This is a genomic window from Cryobacterium sp. TMT2-10 (assembly GCF_004403075.1).
GTDB classification, from domain to species: domain Bacteria; phylum Actinomycetota; class Actinomycetes; order Actinomycetales; family Microbacteriaceae; genus Cryobacterium; species Cryobacterium shii.
The window spans coordinates 29,185-50,168 of record NZ_SOGW01000090.1 but is presented as its reverse complement, the minus strand read 5'-3'; the positions used below and the strand labels follow the sequence as shown (position 1 = coordinate 50,168).

At 67.3% G+C, this 20,984-nt stretch carries 21 protein-coding genes and 1 tRNA gene; 8 read left to right on the top strand and 14 right to left on the bottom strand.

Annotated elements, in window-relative coordinates; translation table 11 throughout:
* Positions 1 to 12 precede the first annotated feature (12 nt).
* Together radA and E3T37_RS11015 are read right to left on the bottom strand one after the other, a co-directional pair.
* Positions 13 to 1,377, bottom strand: coding sequence for a DNA repair protein RadA (gene radA / locus E3T37_RS11020; protein WP_134366825.1), 1,365 nt, complete (start codon positions 1,375 to 1,377; stop codon positions 13 to 15).
* A gap of 10 nt (positions 1,378 to 1,387) precedes the next feature.
* Positions 1,388 to 2,329, bottom strand: a complete 942-nt coding sequence (locus E3T37_RS11015) for an SGNH/GDSL hydrolase family protein (protein ID WP_241976067.1) — start codon at positions 2,327 to 2,329, stop codon at positions 1,388 to 1,390.
* Between the two features lie 100 nt (positions 2,330 to 2,429).
* Between E3T37_RS11015 and E3T37_RS11010 the strand changes: the two genes are divergently transcribed.
* Positions 2,430 to 2,519, top strand: a tRNA-Ser gene (locus E3T37_RS11010).
* A gap of 202 nt (positions 2,520 to 2,721) precedes the next feature.
* Positions 2,722 to 3,183 (top strand): SRPBCC domain-containing protein, encoded by a 462-nt coding sequence (locus tag E3T37_RS11005; protein WP_160141063.1) that lies wholly within the window; start codon positions 2,722 to 2,724, stop codon positions 3,181 to 3,183.
* 406 nt (positions 3,184 to 3,589) lie between these two features.
* Here the strand turns inward: E3T37_RS11005 and E3T37_RS11000 are convergent, their stop codons facing one another.
* The 6 genes from E3T37_RS11000 to E3T37_RS10975 all read right to left on the bottom strand — a co-directional run bounded on the left by E3T37_RS11000 (position 3,590) and on the right by E3T37_RS10975 (position 9,692).
* Complete coding sequence (locus E3T37_RS11000; RefSeq protein ID WP_134366823.1) at positions 3,590 to 5,374, bottom strand: ATP-binding protein; 1,785 nt, start codon at positions 5,372 to 5,374, stop codon at positions 3,590 to 3,592.
* A 256-nt stretch (positions 5,375 to 5,630) separates the two neighbouring features.
* Positions 5,631 to 6,440 (bottom strand): FAD:protein FMN transferase, encoded by an 810-nt coding sequence (locus tag E3T37_RS10995; protein WP_241976192.1) that lies wholly within the window; start codon positions 6,438 to 6,440, stop codon positions 5,631 to 5,633.
* A 13-nt stretch (positions 6,441 to 6,453) separates the two neighbouring features.
* Positions 6,454 to 6,933, bottom strand: coding sequence for an FMN-binding protein (locus E3T37_RS10990; protein ID WP_134366853.1), 480 nt, complete (start codon positions 6,931 to 6,933; stop codon positions 6,454 to 6,456).
* Positions 6,933 to 7,673, bottom strand: coding sequence for a hypothetical protein (locus E3T37_RS10985; protein ID WP_134366822.1), 741 nt, complete (start codon positions 7,671 to 7,673; stop codon positions 6,933 to 6,935). The genes E3T37_RS10990 and E3T37_RS10985 overlap by 1 nt, the downstream gene beginning before the upstream one ends.
* Positions 7,652 to 8,344, bottom strand: coding sequence for a ferric reductase-like transmembrane domain-containing protein (locus E3T37_RS10980; RefSeq protein WP_160141064.1), 693 nt, complete (start codon positions 8,342 to 8,344; stop codon positions 7,652 to 7,654). Before E3T37_RS10980 ends, E3T37_RS10985 begins: the two co-directional genes overlap by 22 nt.
* Positions 8,345 to 8,819: 475 nt before the next feature.
* A complete protein-coding gene (locus tag E3T37_RS10975) occupies positions 8,820 to 9,692 on the bottom strand; it encodes an MBL fold metallo-hydrolase (protein WP_134366820.1) in 873 nt (290 codons plus the stop codon).
* A gap of 193 nt (positions 9,693 to 9,885) precedes the next feature.
* Here E3T37_RS10975 and E3T37_RS10970 point away from each other — a divergent pair, with 193 nt between their 5' ends.
* Both E3T37_RS10970 and E3T37_RS10965 read left to right on the top strand, forming a co-directional pair.
* A complete protein-coding gene (locus tag E3T37_RS10970) occupies positions 9,886 to 11,295 on the top strand; it encodes an aldehyde dehydrogenase family protein (RefSeq protein ID WP_134366819.1) in 1,410 nt (469 codons plus the stop codon).
* A 139-nt stretch (positions 11,296 to 11,434) separates the two neighbouring features.
* Positions 11,435 to 14,362 carry a bifunctional diguanylate cyclase/phosphodiesterase gene (locus tag E3T37_RS10965; protein ID WP_134366818.1) on the top strand — a complete coding sequence of 976 codons (2,928 nt, stop codon included), beginning with the start codon at positions 11,435 to 11,437 and terminating at the stop codon, positions 14,360 to 14,362.
* 62 nt (positions 14,363 to 14,424) lie between these two features.
* Here E3T37_RS10965 and E3T37_RS10960 read toward each other — a convergent pair whose 3' ends face one another.
* Together E3T37_RS10960 and E3T37_RS10955 are read right to left on the bottom strand one after the other, a co-directional pair.
* Positions 14,425 to 15,183 carry an SDR family NAD(P)-dependent oxidoreductase gene (locus tag E3T37_RS10960; RefSeq protein WP_134366817.1) on the bottom strand — a complete coding sequence of 253 codons (759 nt, stop codon included), beginning with the start codon at positions 15,181 to 15,183 and terminating at the stop codon, positions 14,425 to 14,427.
* Between the two features lie 76 nt (positions 15,184 to 15,259).
* A complete protein-coding gene (locus tag E3T37_RS10955; RefSeq protein WP_134366816.1) occupies positions 15,260 to 16,087 on the bottom strand; it encodes a shikimate 5-dehydrogenase in 828 nt (275 codons plus the stop codon).
* Positions 16,088 to 16,183: 96 nt separating this feature from the next.
* Between E3T37_RS10955 and E3T37_RS10950 the strand changes: the two genes are divergently transcribed.
* Positions 16,184 to 17,185: a CapA family protein gene (locus tag E3T37_RS10950; RefSeq protein ID WP_134366815.1), complete on the top strand. Its 1,002-nt coding sequence runs from the start codon at positions 16,184 to 16,186 to the stop codon at positions 17,183 to 17,185.
* A 5-nt stretch (positions 17,186 to 17,190) separates the two neighbouring features.
* On the opposite strand, the gene E3T37_RS10945 is transcribed toward E3T37_RS10950, so the two are convergent.
* From E3T37_RS10945 to E3T37_RS10935, 3 genes are read right to left on the bottom strand one after another with little or no spacing between them, the layout of a single operon-like run.
* Positions 17,191 to 17,520 (bottom strand): hypothetical protein, encoded by a 330-nt coding sequence (locus E3T37_RS10945; RefSeq protein ID WP_134366814.1) that lies wholly within the window; start codon positions 17,518 to 17,520, stop codon positions 17,191 to 17,193.
* Complete coding sequence (locus E3T37_RS10940; protein WP_174844095.1) at positions 17,513 to 18,169, bottom strand: Asp23/Gls24 family envelope stress response protein; 657 nt, start codon at positions 18,167 to 18,169, stop codon at positions 17,513 to 17,515. Before E3T37_RS10940 ends, E3T37_RS10945 begins: the two co-directional genes overlap by 8 nt.
* Positions 18,166 to 18,744 (bottom strand): RNA polymerase sigma factor, encoded by a 579-nt coding sequence (locus tag E3T37_RS10935; RefSeq protein WP_134366813.1) that lies wholly within the window; start codon positions 18,742 to 18,744, stop codon positions 18,166 to 18,168. The genes E3T37_RS10940 and E3T37_RS10935 overlap by 4 nt, the downstream gene beginning before the upstream one ends.
* 119 nt (positions 18,745 to 18,863) lie before the next feature.
* Here E3T37_RS10935 and E3T37_RS10930 point away from each other — a divergent pair, with 119 nt between their 5' ends.
* The 3 genes from E3T37_RS10930 to E3T37_RS10920 all read left to right on the top strand — a co-directional run bounded on the left by E3T37_RS10930 (position 18,864) and on the right by E3T37_RS10920 (position 19,938).
* Entirely contained in the window at positions 18,864 to 19,067 is a 204-nt protein-coding gene (locus E3T37_RS10930) for a hypothetical protein (RefSeq protein WP_134366812.1), read from the top strand.
* Positions 19,064 to 19,237: a CsbD family protein gene (locus E3T37_RS10925; protein ID WP_134366811.1), complete on the top strand. Its 174-nt coding sequence runs from the start codon at positions 19,064 to 19,066 to the stop codon at positions 19,235 to 19,237. Before E3T37_RS10930 ends, E3T37_RS10925 begins: the two co-directional genes overlap by 4 nt.
* A 119-nt stretch (positions 19,238 to 19,356) precedes the next feature.
* A complete protein-coding gene (locus tag E3T37_RS10920; RefSeq protein ID WP_134366810.1) occupies positions 19,357 to 19,938 on the top strand; it encodes a hypothetical protein in 582 nt (193 codons plus the stop codon).
* Positions 19,939 to 19,960: 22 nt separating this feature from the next.
* On the opposite strand, the gene E3T37_RS10915 is transcribed toward E3T37_RS10920, so the two are convergent.
* Complete coding sequence (locus E3T37_RS10915) at positions 19,961 to 20,935, bottom strand: magnesium transporter CorA family protein (protein ID WP_134366809.1); 975 nt, start codon at positions 20,933 to 20,935, stop codon at positions 19,961 to 19,963.
* Between the last annotated feature and the right edge of the window lie 49 nt (positions 20,936 to 20,984).

The window sequence follows — 20,984 nt, the reverse complement described above, 5'->3', positions numbered from 1 at the left end:
CGAGCCGAGGCCCTAGAAGGAGCGGTCCAGTTCCGCCTCGCGGGCAGAGACGCCGGTCGCGATCGCCGCGGCGACCGCGGTACCGATCGACCCGGCCTCGGCGTCGATGCGGGTGGTGAAGCCGAGGCGGCCCGCTTCGGCCGTGCGAAGCTTGGACGCCGACACCGGCCGCACCTCGCCGGCCAGGCTGATCTCGCCGAATGCGACCGTGTTCTGCGCGATCGGCCGGTCCCGGAACGCCGACGCGATGGCGAGGGCGATGGCGAGGTCAGCGGCCGGCTCAGTGAGACGGATGCCGCCCACGGTCGAGACGTAGACATCCATCCCGCCCAGGCCGGTCAGGTTCGCCCGCCGTTCCAACACGGCGAGGAGCATCGCCACCCGGGAGGAGTCCACGCCGTTGGTGACGCGACGGGGGTTGGGGGCCTGGGTCTTGATGACCAGGGCCTGGATCTCGACCGGCATCGCCCGCCGGCCCTCGAGCGCCACGGTGACGCAGGTACCCGAGACGGCCGAGTTGCCGCGGCTGAGAAAGAGTCCGCTCGGGTCGGGTACCTCGGCGATGCCGTCGCCGGTCATCTCGAAACAGCCCACCTCGTCGGTGGAACCGAACCGGTTCTTCAGCGCGCGCACGAAACGCAGCGCCGTCTGCCGGTCGCCCTCGAACTGGCACACCACGTCGACGAGGTGCTCGAGCAGGCGGGGGCCGGCGATCGTGCCGTCTTTTGTGACGTGTCCGACCAGCAGGATGGGCAGATCGCGGTCTTTGGCGACCCGAATCAGGGTGGAGGCCACTTCCCGCACCTGGCTGGGCATGCCGGCGAGGCCGTCGGAGAGCGAACTGGCCACGGTCTGCACGGAGTCGATGATGACGAGGTTGGGTTTGACCGCGTCGATCTGGCCGAGGATGGTGGCCAGGTCGGTCTCGGCGGCGATGAACAGTTCGGGCTGCAGCGCCCCGGTGCGCTCGGCGCGGAGGCGCACCTGGCTGACCGACTCCTCGGCGCTGACGTAGAGCACGCGGGACTTCGCGGCCGCGGCCTTCGACGCGACCTCGAGCAGCAGGGTGGACTTGCCGACCCCGGGCTCGCCGCTGAGCAGGATGACGGATCCCGGCACGATGCCGCCGCCCAGCACCCGGTCGAACTCATCGATGCCGGTCGGCCAGTGCGAGACCGCGTTGGTGTCGACGTGGGTGATCGGCCGGGCGATGCCGTCGCCGCTGACGCTGGCCGGCTTAAGTGCGCGGGCCAGGCTCGCCTTCTCGGTCATGTCGACGACGGTGCCCCATTGCTGGCATTCGCCGCAGCGGCCCGCCCATTTCAGGGTGGTCCAGCCACATTCGGTGCAACGGAAGTTGGAAACGGGTCTGGCCATGCCTGCGAGCCTAGCTGGGGCCGCCGACACCGCTTGTGTTGGGGGTTGTTGCGGCCGTCGTTTCGGCTGCGGACCCGGTCGGCGTTGCCGTGAGTGGTGCCTCCGCGGGGTCCGTTGCCGTGGTGGGTGCCGCCGCGGGCGCCGGTGCCGAGGTCGCCGCGCCCGCCGGTGCGGACTCCGCTTCGAGGGGAGGGAACCGCCGGGTGAGGCTCGCTTCCAGCGCCGGCAGGAACGCGTCGGCCCAGGCCCGGTAGCCACGGTTGTTGGGGTGGAACAGGTCGCCCGCGACGTGCGTGGCGACGCTGCGCAGCCCGAGCCGCTTGGTGGTCGCGTGCAGCGGCACCACGGTGAGCCGGTGCTCCGCGGCCACCTCGGCGATGATGCGGTTGGCGACTGCGACCATCCGTTCGTTGCGGGGCAGGTGGAAGCAGGGCAGGCTGGCGACCAGCGCATGCGGGGGGAGTGCCGCGAAGACCGTGCGGATGCCTGCCTCGAACGCCACCGCGTCCCAGAGGGCTATGTCGTTGGCGCCGATGGCGACCGTCACGATGTCGGGGGTGAGCTTCACAAACTTTGGCAGCTGGTCGCGCACGGCCAGTCCGACCGTCGCGCCCGAGACGCTCAGGTTGACCACCCGCACGGTGCGGGCGGTCGTCAGCGCGATCTGGTCGGCCAGGATGCCGACGTAGCCGCGGTGCGGGGAGCTCGCGCCGATCCCCTGGGCGGCGCTGTCACCGATGACGGCGTAGAGGAGCTCGCCCTTGTCCTTCGCCCGGGTGCGCCACCACAGCGAGTGCACCGGCAGGGTCTCGTTTAGGATGACAGCGCTCGCGGAGACGCGCTGCTGGAAGGCCCGGTGGTTGGCCACGACGGCCACGCCGATGCCGGCGGCCGTCGACACGGCGCCGACCGTCAGGGCAAGGGAACGGAGCCGGTTGTTCGCTGATATCACCTCGCGAGATTACAGCGGCCGGCTGGGTGCGCGCCGTTCAGACACGGATGCCCGGATCGCGATTGGCGCCGGCACCCGCTTCTCAACTACACTTTCCCTCGGTACCGTGTCCGAGCGGCCGAAGGTGCAACTCTCGAAAAGTTGTGTGGGGGAGACTCCACCGTGGGTTCAAATCCCACCGGTACCGCCACGGAAAACCCCCTGCAGCCCGTTATTTGATTGGGAGGCAGGGGGTTTTTCTTGCCGGGATTGACCCAGTGAGGAGTTCTTCCGCCCGTGAACAGATGCGCAATCATGGGTACGCTCGATGAGGTGCGTTTTGCGGAACTAGTTGACGTGCCGCTCGGCGGGCAATGTCCCGTCGCGCTCAGCTCGAACGTGAAGGAAACACCGTGTCTGATCACGCAAGAATCAAGGGCCACACCGTGACCCGCACCGTGCACATCGAGGCCTCGCGCCCCAGCGTCTGGAAGGCGCTGACCGACCCCGAGGTGATGGTCAAGTGGTTCGGAGACGGTGTGGGGTTCGCCGCGCTCGAGCCCGGTGCTACTGGCAGCATCGACTGGGATGACTACGGCAGCTTCCCGATTAAAATCACCGAGGTGGTGCCCGACGCCTCGTTCGGCTTCCGTTGGTCGGGAATCCCCGCCGAAGAGCTCGACGAGTACGCGACGCACGTGCGCTTTACCATCGCCGATGCTGGTACCGGGACGGATGTCACGGTGATCGAATCGGGCTTCGACACACTTCCCGGCGGCACCCTCTACCGTCGCGAGCGTCTTGAGCAGAACCGAGAGGGCTGGGACGTCGAACTCGACGAGCTCGCGCTCCTGCTCGAGGGTGGCACCCCGTAGTTCACAATTACGGGGGAGTCGCTCGACGAGTTGGCGGCCGGTAGCAAGCTATTTGGCAGAGCGAAGAGGATGTGCGCGAAAGTGCCGAATAACTGCCCAGTGATTCAGCGGCCTGTGAGTTGCCCGTATGGGGTAACTCGCTCGCTGTGCCACGCAACGTTGCTGTCCCAAGCAGACACTTGGGGTTTTGCTTTTATCAACGCACGCTCAGGCGAGGATTGACGCCTCGATGGGTCTGCGCGCTGCAACAGGATTCTCCGCTCAAGAGCGAAGGTGTCGAAGGTAGCAATTCCGAGCGCCAATGGAAGCGCGGTCAGTCATCCCCGACTGAGCCGCAACGCCTGCGGCCCTTTTCGCGGAATGTCGAGACACGATGTATCTGTTGGGTTATTGAATATTTCGTGACCTAATCCTCGCCTATTTCCAGGTCCAGCTGGGTCGCCGGCTCCCGAGAAAGACCCGTATTCTTCCGACCTTTAACTCGGGCCGGGAACTTCGCGCCTGGTCCATAGCGGACTGCAGTTCCGCTCTTCGCCTTCGTTGTGCGGACGAGGATCTCACGGCCGACGAGATCCTGAATCACGTTTCGCGCGTTAAAGACGTCGAGATCGAACATGCGCTGGATCGTGGCGTTGTTGATGGAACCGTACTCGTGAAGATGGGCGATGATCTTCTGATCACGGTCGCTTCGTCCCCGCGGCTGGTAGCCGAGCGCGGATCCGAGCCCTGCCAACGCACTCGCTCGCAGCCGGTAGTCGGGGTTGCTTCTGGTGACGGTGCGTGGCGTCGGCTCGATGAGCTCTGCCTCGCCGTTCGCCAAACGTTGAAGCTCTGCTTGTGTCACGCCGATATCCCTTTGAATCATTGGGGCGACTTCCAACGCAGTCACAGTGCGCTTGGCGGTGAGCATCGAGACGACGACCAGTGCGTTGGTGTCGTTCTGCACGCCGGGCGGAAGCGTGGAGAAGAATTTCGCGACACGTGCGTTGGGGCTGCCGCCGCTGAAAGTAACCGATGTCTCAGGGTCATCGCCGTCAAAGACTTCGATCGTTGGTGCTTTCTTGCCGCTCCGAATCATTTCCCGATACATGCGGTCGACACCCTGGCCCCACTTCTCGGCCAACCCGAGCCCTCTCATCGTGTCAGCCAGCAATGGGAAGCGGGGTTTCGTGGGGTGTGTGAGGATGTTGGACGGCGTCACACCGGAGACGAGGGGCCCCGGCGAGCGGACTTCCAGCGATTGGTCGGAATGCTCGATTGTGATCGGTCGATTAAGCCGATGGTCGCCGTGCATCACTGCATTTGCGACTGCCTCACGAACCGCCTCGAGTGGGTAGTCCTGAATCTGAATTTGTTGGCCCGAAGCGAGGTTGATCGGTGTCGTCTGTACGCGCGCTTCGATGACTCCTAGGACATCGACTAGCGCCGTGAGTAGCGGGCCTGTCCAGCGTCGCCCGGCATTGACTTCTCCTCCCATGTTTTCCCGATGCTGATACACGAGAACCTCCACCGTCGGGTTCGTGTCGCTGTGACAAAGGAGTATCGAAGCGGTGCGAGTGAGGGTGCCATTGCTGGTGATTAATCCCAAAGTGGCGAGGATGAACTCAGTGTCGGCATCCGCGATCGCTCTGCGAGTCTCATCTGGAAGCTGACGCAGCAGCGCTTTCACTCTCAGTATGGCGTCCGGGTCGATGTCCTGAACTGGGCGCCCTGTGTCTTGGGCGCTCCAATCGCCTCCCTGACGCTCTTGGTGGAGGCGGCTAATCTCGGCAGTCGTCATCGGGATGCATTCGTCATTGAATCTCCGGGACGGAACCTTGCCGCGTGAAACATACACATCGAGACCTTCCTGAACGGTAATCTCCAGGAGACGTTTGCCCTCAAATTCAAACTCAGCAACAACTGCATCGAGACTCGGTGCGGTGACCTCACGAATCCTTTTGCGCAAAGCCAATGCGTCGAGACTCGTGCCTTCAATTGCATCTGGGCCCTCGATGCGATCACGAACCCCCAGAATCACCGATCCCCCTCCGGCATTAGCGAAGCAGACCACGGCGTCCGCAATGTTGTTGCTGGTGTCCGAGATTGAATTGTCTTGACGTTTGAAGTCGAGCGTTACACTTTCGCGCTTGTCGGCGACAGCCGAGCCTGAATGAATTGCCCGGAGTGCGGCAGATATCTCGTCGTTCATTGATCGGTCCTTTGATAGTTCTGCAAGTCTTGCACTTAAATCAAAGAAGAATCAATCGAATCTCGCCGCCAAAGACGGGACCGGCACGAAGCCCACTGAGCATACTGCCTCCGAGCAGGTCGCGGCTCCGTGCGCAGGACTTCCTATCGCGGACGTTGGCTCTCACGTTCGCGTCGGCGTTAATGGCGAGATTGGCCGCCGAGCGCCGGAGGTCATGCGGAGTGATCAGCGGGAGGCGGGTCGATCGCCTGAGCCCTCATGACTGCGTTGACGAACCAGCCGCCGATGCTGTGGGAATGCTGCTGGGGGTGCCGTCGGGATCGCGGGCGATGAGCGCGCGGAAGGCCGGGTTCGCCAGCAGGGCGCCGTCGGCGAGTTGCACGAGCACGGCGATGCGGAATCTGTCGGTGACGTGATCCAGCGTCGGCCGTCCGCCCGCGATGATCGCTGTGGCCAGGACATCCGCGGTCACGATGTCCCCGGCGATGACGGTGGCCTGGAGGAAGGATCGGTCGGTGTCTGGTCGCCGCCAGATGTGGTTGCCGCGTTCGGCCGAACCCGACGTCGCCGCGGCCGGCCAGTCGGGAGTGAGGCCCACGCTGGTCAGCAGCCTGGTCCGGTCGGCCGCATCGGTGATCCCGGTGATCCAGGTGCCTTCCGCGGGCACGCCTCCGGTCAGGATGTCGCCACCCGCGTTGATGGAGAAGACCCGGTGTCCGTGGCGCTCGAGGACCAGGCCGGCCTGCTCCACCGCGACACCCTTGATCAGGCCCGATAGATCGAGCACGCCGTCTGGCCGGTGCGGGGTGAAGGCCCCGTTTGTGCGCTCCCGCCAGCCCAGGGCATCCGTGTAGGCGCCGCGCATTTCCGGGCCGGCGTGGGAGAGCGGCAGCACGCCTGCGACGATCAGCGACAGTTCCGACTCCGGGGCGTAGAGGCTGAACCGTTGGTCGAGGTCGTCGAAAACCCGGTGGACATCGGCCAGGGCGCCGGCGCTGGCACCGGCATCCGTTGCCAGACGGATGCTGACCACGGTGCCCATGGTCTCGAACGTGTGCACGCCCATCGGGTTGCCCCGGCTATCCCGTGAATCCCGCGGCATCGAGCGCCGATTGCACCGAACCGAGATAGCCCTGGGACGTGTAGGTCGCCCCGCTGACGTTGCTCACGGCAGCCGACTGCGCCGCCAGCACCTCCTCCCGCAGGATCGGCGCCGCCCGTGCACTGATCTCCACCGAGGTCTCACTCGTGTCGGTGAGTTTCAGGGCGACGACATCCGTGATCACACCGTCCGTGAAGACGACCCGCACCTGCACCGTTCCGTACTTGGTCTCGATCAGCTGGCCGTCGTAGGCCGTGGCAAGCGGCACCGCCTCGGTGGGCGACGGAACCGCACTCGGCCCGGAATCCGATGGGGGCGAGGTTGGTGTCGTGGTCGGGAGCCGCGTCGAGGGGGCGACGGGTACGTCATCCGTGAACCTGTTCGAACCTGCCAGCCAGCCCACGACCAGCACGGCGACGGAGCCCACCCCGACGATGGCGGTGCTCAAGCGTCGCATCACCAGTCGAACCGTTCGGCATGGATGCGGTGTGCGGGAATACCGGCCTCGCGCGCATCGCGGATCACGAGTTCGGCCCACGGCTTCGGGCCACAGACGAAGAGGTCGACATCGGGGATGTCGGGCGCGAGAGTCGAAATAGTCTGGCCCGCAGCGAACACGGCCGACGGCAGCCAGGTATGACCTTCGTGGGGTGGCAAACCCACGAGCACCTCGAGGCGGGCGCCGACACGGCCACAGATCTCTTCGACCTCCCGCCTCAGGTACACGTGTTCAGGGTCGTCGCCGCGAAGGATCACGGTGAGCGCCCCGGCTGGCGTGTCGATGTCCTCCAGGAGGGCTCGGATCGGGGTGATTCCAATTCCCCCGCCGATCAGCACCGCCCTGCCGGTGGTGCGGGCCGAGGCGGTGAACAGGCCGTACGGTCCCTCGAAGAAGACCCGGGTTCCCGGCTGCACGCCGAGAAGGCGGTGACTCCCGTTGCCCAGATTGCGCACGGTGATCCGCAGGCTTCGGCCGTCGGGAGCCGCCGACAGTGAATACGGATGCGCCTCCAGGCGAAGCCCGGGCGACCAGAACCGCCAGCTGAAGAACTGAACGCCGTGCGCGGCCAACCGGTCCAGGTCGTGACCCGTCATCACGATGGACGCTACGCCGGAAGCCTCGGCGCGCACCTCTGACACCCGCAGCCGGTGGTGCAGGTTGCGAACGAGGGGGATCAGGAACCGGAACACTGCCACGGCGGCCAGGGTGCCGACATACAGGGACAGCCAGTACCAGCGCGCCCACGTTCCGACCGCGAAAAGCTCGCCCTGACCGAACTGATGGGGAGCGCGAGCAGCACGGCGGCATAGACCAGGAGATGCACCAGGTACCAGGCCAGGTACGGCAGCTTGTGCCGCACGATCACGAGGGAGGTCACGACAACGAGCACGAAGAGGACGAGGGCGATGAAGGCCTGCGGCATGTCCGGCATGGACGTGATCATGGCGATTGCCTCGGCCACGGGGTTGCGCCCCAGCGCGAGGCCGTAGCTGATGAGCAGCAGAACCATGTGGGCGAGAATCAGATACAGCACAGGTTTGCCGAGCCGTCGATGGGCCGCGAGGGCACGGTCGTAGCCGATCGCCCCGTCGATGACCGGCAACCGGGCGGCCAGCAGGAGCATGACGAGCAGGAGATTGCTTCCGACCAGGCCGGCCACTATCCCTATTCCCGTGGTGACGTCCCGGATATTCGTGAAGTATGTCCAGCCCCCGTCGGCCAGGAAGAGAGCCAGCACCACGGCCATCGAGAACCAGGCCAGACCTTCAAGCGCGTCCGCCCGGCGTTGACGCCACAAGAATCGCCGCGCGGGCGGTTCGGCGGTCTGCGCGACGGAATGGACACCAACACCGTTGGGCCGAGTCACGTCGCTCCCCTTCATCTCACCGAATGGCTCTCAATGTAGTCGGTTCCGCGCCTGCGCGCGGGTGAGAGCCGAGGGTACCCCGGAGATCGTCGACGCTGTCTTTCTGCGATGAGTCACGCCGAGTTCGACCGTTCCGGTCGAGCCGGACACTTGAGCCGGTCGAACTCGACCGGAACTGTCGAACTCGGTGCGAGACGCGGGCCGGGTGCGGGGGCCGGTCGGCGCCGCGCCTCGCGGCCGGCCGCGGTAATCCGGCGCCGGGCGTGAGGAGCCCGCATTGCCCCGGTGCGGCGAGGTCCCACGAACCAGCTCACTGACTAACCAATTCGACGGAGATTTTGCCGAAATCGGGCTGTTTTGGCCCAAAACAGGCTGTTTAGAGCAAGATCTCCGTCGAATTCGTTCCCCGTCGGGAGGGACTGGGGCCCCCGGGAGCGCGGCCGGGGCGGGGGCGGTCCGGAGGCGCCGGGAACCTTCACTGGTCCGGTTCGGGCACCAGCGGCGGCGCGGGCGCGGGCACCAGCGCGGGCACCGGCACCGGCACCGGCTCCGCGCCGCGAAGGTAGGCCAGCTGCGCGTGAACCGAGGCCTCGGCGGCGAAGCGGACGGCAGCATCCGTGTGGGCGTAGACGCGATCGGTGACCAGCGCGACCGTCGCGTCGGGCCCCAGCTCGGCCAGAGCACGGCGAACCTCGGCCAGGCGCTGGTGGCGGTGCGCGAGATAGGCGTCGCAGACCGCCTCGAGGTTCGGCAGCACCGGCCCGTGGGCGGGGAGCACCGTGGCGGGCCCGAGCGCCCGCAGGGCGGTGAGCGAACGCAGGTAACCCTCGAGCGTGCCGTCGGGAGCGATGATCGTCGTTCCCCGCCCGAGGATCGTGTCCCCGGTGAGCACCGACCCGTGCGGTCCATCATCGGGCAACTGGAAACACGCCGAATCCGCGGTGTGCCCCGGCGTGGCGATGACACGGATGCGCGTTCCCCCGGCCTCGATCACCTCTCCGTCGGTCAGCGGTCCGGCATCGACACAGAACGCCGGGTCGAGGGCCCGCACCGGCGCACCGGTGAGCCGAGCGAACCGTGCGCTCGCCGCGCTGTGGTCCGCATGGCGATGCGTGATCAGCACCAGGGCAACCGAACCCGTTGCCGCGAGCGCAGCCAGGTGGGCGTCGTCGAGCGGTCCGGGGTCGACCACCACAGCCGAGGCGGAACGGGGCGCGGCGATGAGGTAGCTGTTGGTGCCGTCGAGGGTCATCGGTCCGGGGTTGGGCGCGAGCAGCTTCCGGGTGAGCGGGCTGCTGCGCTGAATGCTCCGCTCGATGCCGACCGGCGGGTGTGCGTCGTTGCCCATGCCGGGAAGCCTAGCGGCCCCGGGGTCGCCGCCACCGCGCGGCGGCGCACGGCACACGGATGCCGCTCTCACTGCGCACGGCAAGCGGATGCCGGTCCTGCGCCCGGCAACAACCGCACTGCGCGCTGGAACAAACGGGCCCGGCATCCGCTGGATAGGTTCAGAGAACTAACGGACTCAAAGTGGAGGACCCATGGACACCTACGACAATCTCCTTGCGACGATCACGCCGGCATCGGGACCGACGAGAGAAATTTTCGATCCCGCAACGGGTGCGGTGGTGGGCCTGGCCCCCGTGGACACCGCCGAGGACCTCGACCGCGCGGTCACCGCCGCCGGTGCGGCTCAGCCTGCCTGGGCTGCCCTGGGTCACGCGGCCCGCAGCGAGGTGCTGAACCGCGTTGCCGATGCCATCGACGCCGCGGCAGAGCCGCTCGCCGAGCTGCTCTCCCGGGAACAGGGCAAGCCGCTGAACGGGCCGAACGCCCGCTTCGAGGTCGGCGCGTCATCCGCCTGGCTGCGCGCCACCGCGGCGACGCCGCTCGAGGCCGAGGTCGTCGTCGATGACGGCCAGGTTCACGCCGAGGTGCACTACCGCCCGATCGGCGTCGTCGGCGCGATCGGCCCCTGGAACTGGCCCATGATGATCGCGGTCTGGCAGATCGCTCCGGCGCTGCGGATGGGCAACGCCGTCGTGGTCAAGCCCTCCGAATATACCCCGCTCAGCGTGCTCGCCCTCGTCGCGGTGATGAACCAGGTGCTGCCGGCCGGCCTGCTGAGCGTGGTATCGGGCGACCGCGAGATCGGCGCGCGACTGTCGACCCACCCCGACATCGGCAAGGTGATGTTCACCGGCTCGACCGCAACCGGCAAGGCGATCATCCGCAGCTCCGCCGACACGATCAAGCGCCTCACCCTGGAGCTCGGCGGCAACGACGCCGGCATCGTGCTGCCCGACGTCGACCCGAAGGCCATCGCCCAGAACCTGTTCTGGGGCGCCTTCATCAACACCGGTCAGACCTGTGCCGCGCTCAAGCGCCTCTACGTGCACGACGACGTCTATGACGCGGTCTGCGAGGAGCTCACCGCTGTCGCCGCGGCCATGCCGATGGGCAACGGGCTCGACGAGAAGAACGTCCTCGGCCCGCTGCAGAACCAGGCGCAGTTCGACATCGTGTCCCGTCTGGTCGAGTCGGCGAAAGAGTCCGGCGCCCGCGTGCTCATCGGCGGAAACCCCGACCTCGACCAGCCCGGCTACTTCTACCCGACCACCCTCATCGCCGACATCGACGGCGCCAATCCGCTCGTCATCGAGGAGCAGTTCGGGCCGGCGCTGCCGATCATCCGTTACACCGACCTTGACGCGGTGATCCGGGAGGCGAACAGCGTTGACGTCGGGCTCGGCGGCTCCGTGTGGTCGGCCGACCTCGACAAGGCCCGCGAAGTCGCGGCGCGCCTCGAGACCGGCACCGTCTGGATCAACGGCCACGGCGGAGTGCACCCGATGGTTCCGTTCGGCGGCTCCAAGCAGTCCGGTTACGGCCTGGAATTCGGCGTGGACGGACTCAAAGCGCTCGGGGTGCCCCAGGTCATCAACGGCTGACCAAGCCCGACGGCTGACCAGCCGCCACGGCCTAGAATCGCCGTTCACCACGCGAGTGCGGTGAACGGCGATTTTTCGTGGCGTCGCGGCCGACCCCGCGCGAAATCCCGTCGATAATGAACTGGTGGGGTGGAGGACTATGGATGGCGAATCGCGGGAGACCGCGAGCACGACGATCAGCCTGCTCCTGCGCCACGTGCGCCGGCTCGGCGGGGAGGAAGCCGTCGCTGAAGTGCTCGCGCGGGCGGGCGTGCATCAGGATGCGGCCCTTCTTGAGAACCCGTCCACGTGGGTCGGCTACGACACCCGCATCCGCCTGTTCGAGGCGGCGACGGCCGTGCTCGACGATCCGAACACGATGTTCACGGTGGGCGCCGGGTCGGTGATCGGCGACATTCAGCCCGTGCTCGTGCAGTTGCTGAGCGTGTTCGCCTCGCCGGGCGCCATCTATCGCCAGATGCCGCGAATGGTGCCGAAGTTCACCACCACGTCCACGATGGATGCCATCAAGGTCGCCAAGACCACGGCGACGGTGGGTTACCGGCTCCACGAGGGCTATCGGCCCTCCAGACTGGACTGCCAATATGCTCAGGGACTGTTCTCGTCCGTTCCCGCCATCTTCGGTCTCGCACCCGCTCGGGTCAGTCACCCTCGGTGCCAGTCGGACGGTTACCCGGAGTGCGAATACGAGCTGACCTGGTCAATGCGGGAACACTGGTGGTCCCGGCGTGCCAGGAACCGGTTCGTCGACGCGTCTCTCACCGTCCTGCGCGACAAGGTCAGGGAGGTGCAGCTGGCCGCCGCGGACCTCGTCAGCAGCGACGACCTCGACGAGATGCTTGCCCGGATCGTCGACCGCGCCGGCTCAGCCGTGCTCGCGCCGGGCTACCTGCTCATCGTGGAACCCGACGGGGGCGGCGCCCCGCTGGTGCGCCACCGAGGGGTCACTGAGGCCCGTGCCGACGATCTGGTCGAACGGATGCTGCGCGGCGAGCAGTTGGGCGAGCGCGCGCTGGTCGTCGACATCGCCTCGAATCGCAGGATCCACGGCCACCTGGCCGCCCTGTTCCCCGTGGGACACACCGCGATGGTCGGCGACCGGGCCCTGCTCGAGGCGTACGCCGGACACGCCGCGGCCGCCCTCGACCTGTTCACCGCGCTGGAGGAGTCCCGTCGCGGAGGGCTGCGCACGGCCGCGCTGCTCAGTCTCGCGCACGAGCTGGCGACCAGCGACAGCGTCGAGGGGATCGCGGATGTCGTCGCGTTGGCACTGCCGACGATCGTCGGCAGTGACTCCGCGGCGGTCCTGCTCTGGGACGCCGACCTCGGTGAGCTTCGCCCGGTCGCATCCACCGGGCTCGGAACCCCCCAGCGCGAACAGTTCCTGCAGACGACGATTTCGGTCGACCAGACGCCGGAATTGATCGGACTGCTCACCCGGCAGGAGCTCGTTCTGATCACCGCGGACGGGGCCAGCCCCGCCTTGGGCGACCTGGTCCGCTCGGTCGGTGTGCACAGCCTGGTGGCGGTGCCGCTCCTCGCCGGGGATGTGCTGATGGGCGTCGCCACGGTCAGCTGGCGCGGCGCGGTCGGGGAAGCGGTTCTGGTCGATGCCATGGCCCGGATCGAGGGTGTCAGCCACCAGGGGGCCACGGCCATGCAGAAGGCCAGGCTGCTCGCCACGGTTCGTTACCAGTCGCAGCATGACGCCTTGACCGGCCTGCCCAACCGGGTCCTGTTCGCGGCCCGACTCGACACCGCACTGTCGGAATGCCGGGACGGGTCCACCTCGGCCGTTCTGTTCTGCGACCTCGACAACTTCAAACGCGTCAACGACCGCCTGGGCCACCAGGTCGGCGACGAATTGCTGCGGCAGGTCGCGGCGCGATTGCGCGCGGAGGTGCGCGGCGGCGACGTGATCGGACGGCTCGGCGGTGACGAGTTCGCGGTGCTGGTCACCGAGCTGGAGGGCGAGGCGGCGGCCATCGAGCTGGCCCGCCGGACAGTCGATTGCCTGAACCATCCCTTCCACCTGGCCGGCCAGGACCTGCGTATCTCCGCCAGTGTGGGCGTGGCCGTCCACACGGGACCGGGAGGCCACGGCGAGCACCTGCTCGACGAAGCCGACGGCGCCATGTACACGGCCAAAAGAACCGGACGCAACCAGATCGCCGTTGCGGGCCGCCAGGAGGAGCCGGGGGCCACCGGCCCATCACTGCCGCTGGAGCTGGCGTGTGCCCTGGACGAGAACCAGATGAGGCTGCACTTCCAGCCGGTCGTCGACATCTCCCGTGCGGGGGAGGAGCGCGTGGTCGGCGCGGAGGCCCTCATCCGCTGGGAGCACCCCCGGCTGGGTCTTCTGGCTCCGGCTGCGTTCCTGCCTCTGGCTCAGGAGATGGGCCTGCTGCCCGAACTGGACCTGTGGGTGGTCGGAGCCGCCTGTGCTGCGGTCGCCGACTGGCCGCGGCCGGCAGTGCGGCCATACGGCGTCGCAGTCAACCTCGACGCGGCCACGCTGCTCGACCGGAGACTGGTTCCGACGGTTCGAGCCGCACTCAACCGACATGCCCTCGCCCCGGAGCGGCTCATTCTGGAGGTTGTGGAGAGCAGCGCTCTCATCGACCTCCCCGGCATCGTCGAACGGCTAGTGGAGTTGCGCCGTCTGGGCATCCATATTTCACTCGACGACTTCGGAACGGGTTTCTCGACCCTCGCCTGGCTCAACACCCTGCCGGTCGACCAAATCAAGATCGACCGCAGCTTCATCATGAATCTGCCTGACGCCGCCTCCGTGCCGCTCGTGCAGGGAATCCTCGCGCTCGCGTTGAAGCTCGGCGTCGAGGTGGTCGCCGAGGGCGTGGAGACCCGCGACCAGCTCGAGATTCTGCGGGCCAGCGGATGCGTGCTGGCCCAGGGCTACCTGCTGGGGCGCCCGAGCGCGACCTTCGATCCGCTGGCCGGGCGGCCTCTGACGGCGCCCGGGGCGGCGGCCGGGCGGCGGCCCCTCACCAATTCGACGGAGATTTTGCCCGAACCCAGCCCGAACAGCCCGAATCCGGTTTTTTAGAGCCGAATCTCCGTCGAATTGGTTCGTCGAGGCCGGTCAGGGGCCGGCGCGGGAACGCTCGGCTAGATGGCGGCCCAGCCGCCGTCGACGGGCAGGATCACGCCGTTGACGTTGCTGGCGTCGCTGCTCGCGAGCCAGGTGATCGAGGCCGCAAGCTCCTCCGCCTTGGCGAAGGTGGGGATGATCGCCATCAGCGGCCCGAGGCGCTCCTGCGCCCAGGCGGACTTGAACGGCGCCTCGATGTTGGTCTTCACGGCGCCCGGGGCGACGGCGTTCGCCCGGATGCCCTTCGGCCCGTAGACCACCGCGACGCTCTTGGTCAGCCCGTTGAGGGCGTGCTTGGAGGCGGCGTAGGCGACCCCCGACGCGGATGCCCGCAGGCTGGCCTCCGAGGACACGTTCACGATCGCGCCGTGTTCGGCCTCGATCATGCCCGGCAGCACCGCGCGGGTGAGCCGCATGACCGAGGTGAGGTTCACCGCGAACACGCGCTCCCAGGTGGCGTCGTCGATCTCGGCCAGCGGGAGGAACGCATCCATGATGCCGGCCACGTTCGCGAGCACGTCCACCGTGCCGCCCGCGGCCGTGACCAGGGCCTGAGCCGTGTCCTCCAGGCTCACATCACCGACGAGGGTCGTGATGTCGAGGTCGGGGAAGTCCGCGGTCAACTGGTCCAGGCGGTCCGCCACCACGTCGGTGGCGATGACCCTGGCGCCCTCGCGGGCGAAACGGATGGCCGTGGCGCGCCCGATTCCGGACCCGGCCCCGGTCACGATCGCGGTCTGGCCCTGGAAGCGGTTCGGGATGAATTCGATACTCATGGAATGCTCCTCATCGAACAACTGGCCGCCCGAATGCGGCCCTATCCACTGTCTAGCACTCGCTCCCCGCCGCGGGCTATCGGCTCCGTGAGAATTCGGAGGCCGCGACGATCTGCTCCGGGGTCGGACGAACCCCGGTGTATCGCTCGAACTGCTCCGCAGCTTGCAGCGCGATGAGCTCTGCGCCCGTGATGACGACCTTCCCGGCCGCCCGGGCGGCGCGGATCAGCGGAGTCTCGGCCGGCAGGGCGACGACGTCGAACACCGTGGTCGCGGCGGCGATGGCCGCGTCCGAGTAGGCCGAGTCATTCGACTCCGCCCCTCCGGCCATCCCGATCGGGGTCACGTTGACGATCAGCGGGGCGGTCAGCCCGGTCGGCTCGGCCACCCACCGAAATCCGAGCTCGTCGGCGAGGGCGCGCCCCTTGCTCTCGTTCCGGGCGATCAGGGTGCCCTGCTCGAAGCCGGAATCGCGGAACGCCGCCGCGACCGCCTTGGCCATCCCGCCACTGCCGCGGAGCAGGAACGGCGTGGCGGGGTCGATACCGCGCGCGCGAATCAGCTCGGCCGCGGCGATGTAGTCGGTGTTCGAGGCCCGCAGGCAGCCCTCGTCGTTCACGATCGTGTTGATCGACCGGATGGCGGTCGCGGACGCGTCCATCTCGTCGACCAGCGCGATGACGTCCTCTTTGAACGGCATCGACACGGAGCACCCACGGATGCCCAGCGCCCGCACCCCGCCGATGGCCGTGGCGATGTCCGTGGTCGTGAACGCCTTGTAGATGAAGTCGAGGCCCAACTCCGCGTAGAGGTAGTTGTGGAAGCGCGTGCCGAGGTTGCTCGGCCGGGCAGCGAGGGAGATGCAGAGGCGGGTGTCTTTGTTCAACGCTGGTTTCAGGGGCATGGGTCAAGGCTACGCGGCGGGGTGACCGGAGCCGGTGTCGCCCCGAAGGTCGCGGGGAAGGGCGCGAGGGTTCCCCGGGCGACCTACACTGCCGGAATGAGAATCGCTTTCCTCGGAGACGTGATGCTCGGTCGGCTCGTCAACGAGCATCTGGCCGAGTCGGCCGACCCGGCCTTCCCGTGGGGCGACACCCTGCCGGTCCTGGCCGACGCCGACCTGCGGATCGGCAACCTGGAGTGCGTGCTCTCGGATGACGGCACGCCGTGGCCGGGGAAGGTGTTCCACTTCCGCTCCGCTACCCGGAACGCCGGATGCCTGACGGCCGCGGGCATCGACATCGTCTCCCTGGCCAACAACCATGTGCTCGACTACGGCACGGGCGCGCTCGAAGACATGCTCGGGACGCTCGACCGGTATCGGATCGGGCGTGCCGGCGCCGGTCGCGACGAGGACGAGGCCCGGCGGCCGGCCTACTGGCGAAACGACGAGGCCACGGTGGGGTTCATCGCGGTGACGGACAACGAACCGGGGTGGGTAGCCGGCCCGGGGCATCCGGGTGTGCACTACGTTCCGGTCGACCTGCCGGATGCCCGCGTCGACGACCTCCTCCGGCTCGTGCGGCAGATCAGCGGCCGGGTGGACCTCCTGATCGTCTCCGCCCACTGGGGCGGCAACTGGGGTCGCTCGGTCCCGGCCGAGCACCGGGTGTTCGCGCACGCGATGATCGATGCCGGCGCCGGAGTCGTCTACGGGCATTCGCCGCACATCGTGCGGGCGGTCGAGGTCTACCGCAGTCGGCCGATCATCTACAGCGCGGGCGATTTCGTGGACGACTACGCGGTCGACCCCGTGGAACGCAACGATCAGGCCTTCGTTTTCGTGCTCGAGACGAGCGGCGCGGTACCGCGCGCACTGCGGCTGTATCCGACCCGGATCGTCGGTTTCCAGGCCCGGCTCGCCGGCGCGGAGGCGCGGCCGATCGCCCGGCGACTGGAGCAGCTGAACGCCGCGCTCGGCACGCCCGCTCAGTGGCTGGAGTCCGAGAGCTGCCTGCTCATCCGGTTCGACGGGGCAGCCTGGGCGAATGAGGTCGACTGAGACCGTCAGCCGATTCGGGCCACCGTGACCGTGATCGCGTCCACCGGCCCGGTGCCGGACCGGTCGAGCTGCTCCGCGATGGCGTCGTGTACGCGGCGGCACACGTCGGTGGCGGCGAATGACTCGACGATGCCGATCTTGACCGAAACGCTCAGACCCGACTTTCCCTGAGCGATCTCTACGGAACCAGCCGAGGGTGATCGGCCGGTCACCGCGTCAACCGCCGTGGCGATCACGGCGGCCACGAGTGGGGCGGACGAGTACAGCTCGTCCACGCCGGGGACGGCCCGGATCAGGTCGTCGAGTTGCTCCTCGGAGGGGAGGACGTCACTCATCGGTGCTCGATTCCGTTCGCGGGGCGGCGGCTGCTGCGACTCCGGCGTAGAGGTCGCGGATCGTGATGTCGACCGCGGCAACGGTGAGGTCGGTGTGCTGGCGCAGGGCGGCGTAGACCGCCTGCCGCAGGGCGTCTGCTGTGGCCGGGATATTCTCACCCTCTCGGATCGAGGCATCGACACGCACGGTGATGGGTGTACCCGGCACGGTCACGTCGCCGTCCAGACCGCACCGGCCCACGATGATGTTCGGGAGGCTGTCACCCGCGGCCCGCAGAATGCCGCGCACGGCCCCTTCGGTCACGACCAGGCGTGCGGCCGGCGAGGGGTGCTCGATCGGGATGTCGCGCCCTGCGCGTGCCTCGAGGCTGATGTGCGCCAGGATCGACGACACCCAGCCGTCACCGCCCTCGACTTCGCGCCGCACGTCCTCGTCCAAAAGGGCGCGGTGCGCCTTCCGAAGCCGCTGCATCCCCTTCAGGGCGATCTGGCACTCCGGGGAGCCGTCGATACTCGGGTTGGCGGGCGTGCGGTCCCGATCGAGATATTCGCTCAGCTGTTCAAAGGTGTGACCGTCGTACTGCGCGAGTTCGCGAGCGGTGTCGTCATCAGCGACGGATGTTGCGGAGGGATCATTCGATGAGGTCATCGCCATTCCTCCATCTCGTGAAGCAGGGTTTTGCGTGCTCGGGCCAATAATCCGCGAATCGTCGAGACGGGCAGTTCCAGCTGTTCGGCGATCTCGCCGTAGCTGCACTCTGCCAGTTCCCGGAGCATCCAGCAGCGTCGCTGGTCTTCGGGCAGTGTAGCGAGAACACGTGTGAGTTCTTCCGTCTGTGACTCCGCTTCCACGAGTCTATGCGGGGATTCGTGTTCCGGAGCCGCGGCATCCGTGAGGTCGATGTCCACGTGCCGACGCCGTGCGCGCACCCGGTCGATGCTCTTGCGACTGACGATCCGCATCAGCCAGCTCTTGACGGCGGCGCCGTTCTCGAGGGTGGGAAGCTGCTGCCAGGCCGTGATGAAGGCCTCCTGCACGACGTCGTCCATCTCGTCGTTCGACCCCAGGACCCGGCTGGCATACACCCGCATCAGCGGGCCGTAGCGGCGCACGAGCACCTCGAAGGCCCGCATGTCCCCGTCCGCGGCGCGATCGGCCAGGGTCTGGTCGGGGAAGGACTCGAGGGGAGACGCGAGCGGCGCCCGAGTCGGGGTCGTTGTCATCGTCCCTCCGCCTCCTTCACCGCCGTGTTCAAAAAACTTTTGACAAATACGTGTGACAAATATGGCACAACCCACGTCTTATCACTGACAGCCTCAATCGCAGACCCGAAGGATGCCCGATGTTCCACTCACTCGCCGCCGATGACACCAAACCTGCCGGTGCCGTCCTGCCCACGTTCGATGCGTTGCTCATCGGGCCGGCCGATGACGATGGCGATGATGATGTGGACGCCGGGGAACCGACGGCTGCGAGCATGTTCGTCTGGCGCACCCGCGCCTGGCTGCCACCCACGAGACATCAACCGAAAGGGAACACGCCATGAGCGCATCCGACAAGATCGAGAACGCCGCCGAAGACCTCAAGGGCAAGGCCACCGAGGCCGTCGGCCGGGCCACGAATGACGACTCCAAGATCGCCGAAGGCAAGGCCGAGCAGTCCAAGGCCAGCGTGAAGAAGGCCGGCGAAAACGTCAAGGACGCTTTCAAGCACTGAGCCTTCACCTCCAGACTGGCGCTCGGGTAACCGGGGCGCCGCACGACCGGGGGCCGCGAAACGACAGGGGCGAACCGCGGCCTCCGACCACTCTTCACGCTCCGTGCTAGCGTGCGGGGATGAAGCAGAAAGAGATGTTTCTCCAGGCGGATGCCGCGTTGCGCTCCGTGCTCGACCGGCTCATTCCAACGCAGCTCACGATGCCGGCTCCGTCCGACTGGACACGCAGGCCGGATCCGACCCTGGGCGACATCGTCGCCGAGCACGCTCGTGACGAGGCCTGGGTGCCCGACGTTCTCTCCGGACGCACGATCGACGAGGTCGGCGACACGTACGACGGCGACCTCCTCGGACAGGATCCGATCGCGGCCTACGACCGACTGAACGACCTCGCCACCGGCGCCGTCAACCGTGAACTCGATCCCGACGCGATCGTTCATCTCAGTTACGGCGATTTCACGCTTGCCGAGTACCTGCAGCACGTGAGCATCTACCGTGCGTTCCAGGCGTGGTCGATCGCGCGCTTGATCGGGCTCGACTACTCCCTGCCGGCACCTCTGGTCGAGAACCTCTGGGAGCAGATCGTTCCCCAGGCGGATGCCTGGCGCACCATGGGCGTGTTCGGGCCGGAAATCGACGTGTCGCCGCAGGCCGATCTCGAAACCCGGCTGCTCGGCAAGACCGGCTACTGGGTGCCGTGACGCCGGGGGTGCCGCCAGCCGATCAGATCCAGTCGTTGCGTTTGAACAGCAGGTAGAGCAGCCCCGAGAGGCCGAGGATCAGTGCGCCGGAGGTGTAATACCCGAGCGGCTGGGCGAATCCGGGGTAGGGAACGTTCTGGCCGTAGAACCCGGTGATGGCGGTGGGCACGGCGATGATAGCCGCGTACCCGGTGACCTTCTTGGTGATCACGTTGAGCCGGTTGCCCTGAATGGCGAGATTGGCCTCGAGGATGCTGGTGGCCAGGTCCCGCAGGCTCTCGGTCCACTCCATGGCCCGCAGCACGTGGTCGTACACGTCCTGGAAATAGGGACCCATCTCGTCCTGGAGCAGGTGCAGGTCGCGGCGCAGCAGCGTGTTCACAACCTCGCGCATCGGGAGGATGATCCGCCGCAGCGTCACCAGGCTCTTGCGCAGTTCGAAGGAGCGCCGCTGAACCTGTTCCTGGTCGCTGTTGGGAAGGAACAGAAGGTCTTCGAGATCCTCGATCTCGTCGTCCAGCGCCTCGACCGCCTCGAAATACCCGTCGACGAGGTAGTCCAGCAGGCCGTGAAGGAGGTAGGAGACCCCATTCGTGGCCAGGTCCGGGGTGGAATCCCAGCGGTTCACCACCGCGTCCAGGTCGAATCGGCCGTTCTTGTGCACGGTCACCAGCGCCTGGTCGGTGATGAACGCGGCGATCTCGTTCGTGCTGACCCGGGCCGTGGACTTCTCCAGGCTGATGGAATATGCGGACAGGAACAGGTGGTCCGGGTAACGGTCGAGCTTGGGCCGCTGCCGCAGGTTGAGGGCGTCCTCGACCGCCAGTTCGTGCAGACCGAGCTCGTCGGCCAGGAGGGCCAGGTCGCTTTCGTCGGGGTCGGACAGGTCGACCCAGACGACGCTGGCGGGCAGGGCGAGATGCTCGGACACGTCGACGAGGGGGAAATCCTCGTCGACGAGGATTCCGTCGCGGTAACAGCGGGTTCGGGTGCGCACAGCTCAGTCAAGCGCGAACGCCCGGACTCGGGCCCCGGGCGCGCCGCGA